Consider the following 5,248-nt stretch of genomic DNA (forward strand, 5'->3'; position numbering starts at 1 on the left):
CGCTTCTGGCTGCGCAGCAGCGCCAGGCCGCTTAACACCGACATCGCCATCAGATAATAGCCGGGCGCCAGGCTGGTGCCAGTCGCGCTAATCAGCAGTGTACAAATCAGCGGTGCAAAGCCACCAAACACCGTCACCGCCACGTTATAGCTGATCGCCATGCCGCTGGCGCGCGTACCAATCGGGAACAGATCCGCCATCACTGATGGCACCGTCGAGAAGTAGATCGACTTCAGCAGCGCCATCCAGCACACCAGCAAAATCAGCGTAGTCGGCGTGGTGTGATCAACCACCAGCTTAAATGCCGGATAGATGGTAACGATCAGCAGAATCAACGATCCCCACATCAGCGGCACGCGCCCTACGCGCTCTGCCCATAACCCCATGATTGGCGTGACCACCGTCAGAATCACGCCCGCCAACAAGGTGGCGGTAAACGCTACGCTGCCTGACAAGTGCAGGTTTTTTGTGGCGTAAGTCGGCACATAGTTGAGCATGTAGTTCACCGCAGTCGAGATCACCATCAGGCCGATTGCCAACAGCATCAACTCCTTCTGGCGGCCAAACAGACTTTTCAGCGGCGCGGCTTCCGGTTTGTGCTCAGCAAAGCTCGCTGGTTCATGTACATGACGTCGAATATAAATCCCCAGCGGACCAATCAGCAGACCGAAGGCGAAAGGAATGCGCCATCCCCAATCCTGAATCTGGCTTTCGCTGAGAATTTGCGTTAATCCGAGGCCAAAGGCCGACGCCATCAAGGTGCTGGCGCCCTGCGTGGCGAACTGCCAGCTGGCGATAAAGGCTTTACGCTCTGGGAAATGCTCAACCAGGAACGCCGTCGAGCTGCCAAATTCGCCACCGGCAGAGAAGCCCTGCACCAGACGCGCCAGCAAAATCAACAGCGGCGCCATCAGGCCAATGCTGCTGTAGCTCGGCATAAAGGTGATGACCGCACCGCCAAGCATCATCAGGTTAATCGATAACAGCAGCGCTTTTTTTCGACCGTGGCGGTCGGCATAGTTGCCCAGCACAATCGCGCCCAGCGGACGAATCAGGAATGACACGCCAAAGCTGCCAAAGGTCAGCAACATCGAGACCGACGGATCGCTGGTAGGAAAGAAGGCATGCGCAATGTAGCTGGCAAAAAAGCCGTACACAGCGATATCAAACCACTCCAGTGCATTACCGATACAGGTGGCGAACAGCGTTTTGTGCAGATTGGGTTTTGCCGCGCTCAACGGCATCGCGGTATTCAATGTACTCATTGGCCACCTCCAACGTGCGCACGATGCTGCGCCACCAGTTCCGTTCCCTGCTCGCCGAGATCCCACAGCAGACGCGTCATGATCTGCAAACCTTCGCGGGCAATCGATTTCAACATATGCTCGTTAACGCCATGCTGGCCGCAGGCGGGATACGAATGCGGCACCCACAAGGTGGGCAAACCGAGAATGTCAGAGAACACTTCATTGGGCAGCGAGCCACCGAGGTTAGGCAGCAGCGCCGGTTTCTTGCCGCTGGTTTCCGCCATGCTGGTCAGCACCCAATTGACCAGCGGATCGGTGGGATCAAGGCGTGTCGCGGGCGATCCGCGCATAAACTCCACGTCCACATAGTCAAAACCGTGCTGCTGCAGATGGGCGCGCACATGCTGGGCGAGGTTCTCCCAATCGGTGCCCACCACAAAACGCAGCTGACAAACCGCCGTAGCACTGCCCGGAATGGCATTCATTGGACGTGCCGGATTGCCGGTGAGGAATGACAACACTTCCAGCGTGTTCCAGCCATACAGGCGTTCGGTTGGCGTCAGTCCCGGTTCGCCCCAGTTCACGTCGATATCGGGATCGCCCGGCATGCCGCCGACCTCGATATCGCCGAGAATATCGCGTACCTGCAGCGTCAGAGAATTGGGTTTCAGCGCCTCAACCTGCAACACGCCTTGCGCGTTGACCAGCGAGGCGATGGCGTTGGCCAACTGCGTACCCGGATTGCTCAACAATCCGCCCCAGTTGCCGGAGTGATAGGCGTTGTCACGCGCGTTAACGGTCAAACGGAAGTTAACCGCGCCGCGTGAGCCCAGGAACAGCGTGGGACGAATCGCATTGAGGCGTGGGCCGTCTGAGGCAATAAACAGATCGGCTTGCAACAGTTCGCCATGCTGCTGGCACAACTGCGCCAGTCCCGGCGAGCTAATCTCTTCGCCCATCTCGAACAACATTTTGCAGTTGAAGCCCAGGCTTCCACCGCGCAACTGATACACCTGCTCCAGCGCCGCCAGATTGACGCAGTGCTGGCCCTTGTTATCGGCGCTGCCGCGCGCATACCAGCGATCGCCCTCTTCAACCATCTGCCATGGCGATAAGCCGTCGCGCCAGTTTTCATCATCACCAAACACCACATCGCCGTGACCATAGCTGAGCAAGGTTGGCAGCATTGGGTCTTCGATGCGTACCGCCACGAGGAACGGTCGATTAGCGGCTTCCGGGTTGTCGATGAAGTGCAAAGTAAAGCCCAGTGCAATCAACTGCGGGCCGATCTCATCCTGCAAATAACGCTGTAGCTCGCTGTCACGATCCTCGCGCTGGCTTTCGGTGCGTTGCGCCACGCGACGCGCCAAAATACGTTGAAATTCCCCGCTGTCAAAATAAGCGGTGGCCTGTTGAACCGCCTGTTGTGCTGTCATGTTTGCCCTGTCTTTTATTGTTTTGTCGTTAATTCATCTTTGCGGAAACACTGCTTTGCCACAATTATCAATTTATCGAGTAAGATTTGCTTTTATGGCAAAGCTAGCCTGCCCGATTTCGAGGCATGCACCACCATGAGGCACCCGCATGTTAAGCAGTGAAATCCGCTATTTTCTCGCCGTCGCCAATACCGGCTCGCTCAGCGCCGCCAGCGAACAGCTGTTTGTGGCGGTGTCGGCGATCAGTCGACAAATTCAGCGACTGGAGAATCAGGTTGGCGTGCCGCTGTTTGCACGTCATGCGCGCGGCATGGTGTTGAATGAAGCGGGCGAGATTTTCGCGCATCACGTACGTAAGAACCTGCTGGATATGGAGTACGCGCTGGCGGAGATTAAGGGGCTGAAAGCGGTGCGCCGCACGCTGATCCGTGTGGCCTGCACCGATGGGCTGGCGTTTACGCTGCTACCCCGTTTGATCGCGGATTTCCGCAATGACAATCCGGGCGTGCTGTTTGATGTGAAAGTCGCCAGCACCCAAGGCGTGGCGGAAGCGCTGCGCAACGGCGAGTGTGACGTAGCGCTGCAGTTTAGTCTGCACGCAGAACGCGGCGTCGAAGTGATGGGTTCGTGGCCGGCACCGGTATTAATCGTGATGCATCAAACGCATCCGCTGGCGACTGCGCCGCAGGTCACGCTCGCCGATCTTAGCCACTATCCACTGGCCTTGCCGCAGCAAAACACCACCGTGCGGCAACTGTTTGAGCTTGCCAGCCACATGAATGGCAGCCTGGTTGAGCCAGTGATGACCTGCGATACCTTCTCGATGCTGTTTCAGTTTTTGCTGCGTACGCCGCAGGCAGTGACGATTTGCAGTGCCTTCACCGTGCTGCAGGAGGCTGAAACGCACGGTTTGATTTTGCGCTCGGTAGGCATCGATCAGCTGAGTCAGCGCACTTTGCAACTGCAGACGCAATCAGGGCGACCTCGCAGTGCCGCCCTGAATGTGTTTCTCTCTTTTTTGCTGCAACAGCTGGACGCGTTAGAGGAACCGCTGCGCCAGCGCTGGAAGCCGTAACTTAGTTCTTGATATCCACCGGATAGAAGATGTGTTTACCGAACGGATCGACCTGATAACCGCTCACCGACTTGCGTACCGGCTCAAAGATGGTTGAGTGAGCAATCATCACCGCGGGCATTTGGTCATGCATGATTTGCTGCGCTTGCTGATACAGCGCCACGCGTTTGTCGTGATTCTGCTCGGCGCGCGCTTCGGTGATGATCTTCTCGAAAGGCTGATAACACCATTTCGATGAGTTGGAGCCGCCATTCGCTGAGGTGCAGCTGTAGAGCGGACCGAAGAAGTTATCCGGATCGCCGGTCGCGGTGGTCCAGCCCATCAATGCCGCCTGATGTTCGCCACCTTTCACGCGCTTGAGGTATTCGCCCCACTCATAGCTGACGATATTGGCTTTGATGCCCACTTTGGCCCAATCCGCCTGAATCATCTCCGCCATACGTCGCGCGTTCGGATTATACGGTCGCTGAACTGGCATCGCCCACAAGGCGATTTCGGTGCCTGGCTCGATCCCAGCTTCCTGCAGCAGCGCTTTGGCTTTCTGCGGATCGTAGTCGTAATCCTTCAGGTCTTTATCCGCACTCCACACGTCCGGCGGCAGGATATTTTTCGCCACCGTGCCGGTGCCCTTAAAAATGGCATCGATGATTGCCTGCTTGTTGATCGCCATCGCCAGCGCCTGACGCACCTTCACGTTATCCAGCGGCGCTTTGGTGGTGTTGAATGATAGGAAACCGGTATTCAGGCCCGATTTCTGTTGCAGCGTTAAATCGGGATTGGTGCGCATCTTCTCCAGATCGGCCGGATTGGGGAACGGCATAATTTGGCATTCGTTTTTTTCCAGCTTGGCGTAACGCACCGAGGCGTCCGGCGTGATGGAGAAGACAATACGATCGAGCTTCGCCTTGCCCTGCCAGTATTCCGGGAAGGCTTTGTAGAGGATGCGTGAATCTTTTTGATACTGCACCAGCTCAAACGGTCCGGTTCCAATCGGTTCCATATCGACTTTTTCTGGCGTGCCGGCTTTCAACATCTGGTCGGCGTATTCTGCCGAATGAATCGAGGCAAAATACCAGGCTAAGTCAGCAAGGAATGGCGCTTCAGCGTGAGCTAAGGTGATGCGCACAGTATTGTCATCGACTTTCTCAATGCTGGTGATCAGCTTCGCCAGCTCAAGGCTTTCAAAGTTGGCGTAGTTACCGCCGGAGACATTGTGGTACGGGTTTTTGGGGTCCATCTGGCGCATAAACGAGAAGATTACGTCGTCGGCGTTAAAATCGCGCGATGGCTTAAACAGTTTGTTGCTCTGGAACTTCACCCCTTTGCGCAGATGGAAGGTGTAGACCTTGCCATCCGGGCTGATATCCCAGCTCTCAGCGAGGCTGGGCACCAGTTCGGTGGTGCCGGGCGTAAAGTCCACCAGGCGGTTAAATATCGGCACTGCGCTGGCATCGACGCTAGTTCCCGAGGTGTACAACTGCGGGTTGAAG

Annotated in this window: 4 protein-coding genes; 1 reads left to right on the top strand and 3 read right to left on the bottom strand. The window is 56.5% G+C overall.

What is annotated here, in order from left to right:
• On the bottom strand, nt 1-1,265 hold a 1,265-nt coding region (locus RTY00_RS19100; RefSeq protein ID WP_312665534.1), incomplete at its 3' end, for an MFS transporter.
• Nucleotides 1,262-2,683, bottom strand: coding sequence for a M20 family metallopeptidase (locus tag RTY00_RS19105; RefSeq protein ID WP_312665535.1), 1,422 nt, complete (start codon nt 2,681-2,683; stop codon nt 1,262-1,264). The genes RTY00_RS19105 and RTY00_RS19100, both read right to left, overlap by 4 nt.
• Nucleotides 2,684-2,831: 148 nt before the next feature.
• Between RTY00_RS19105 and RTY00_RS19110 the strand changes: the two genes are divergently transcribed.
• Nucleotides 2,832-3,758, top strand: a complete 927-nt coding sequence (locus RTY00_RS19110; protein WP_008108854.1) for a LysR family transcriptional regulator — start codon at nt 2,832-2,834, stop codon at nt 3,756-3,758.
• 1 nt (nt 3,759) lies between these two features.
• Here the strand turns inward: RTY00_RS19110 and RTY00_RS19115 are convergent.
• Nucleotides 3,760-5,248 (bottom strand): ABC transporter substrate-binding protein (locus tag RTY00_RS19115; protein ID WP_312665537.1); only part of this gene is annotated, 1,489 nt, incomplete at its 5' end.

The sequence above is a fragment of the Pantoea sp. CTOTU49201 genome (assembly GCF_032054795.1).
Classification (GTDB): Bacteria; Pseudomonadota; Gammaproteobacteria; order Enterobacterales; family Enterobacteriaceae; genus Pantoea; species Pantoea symbiotica.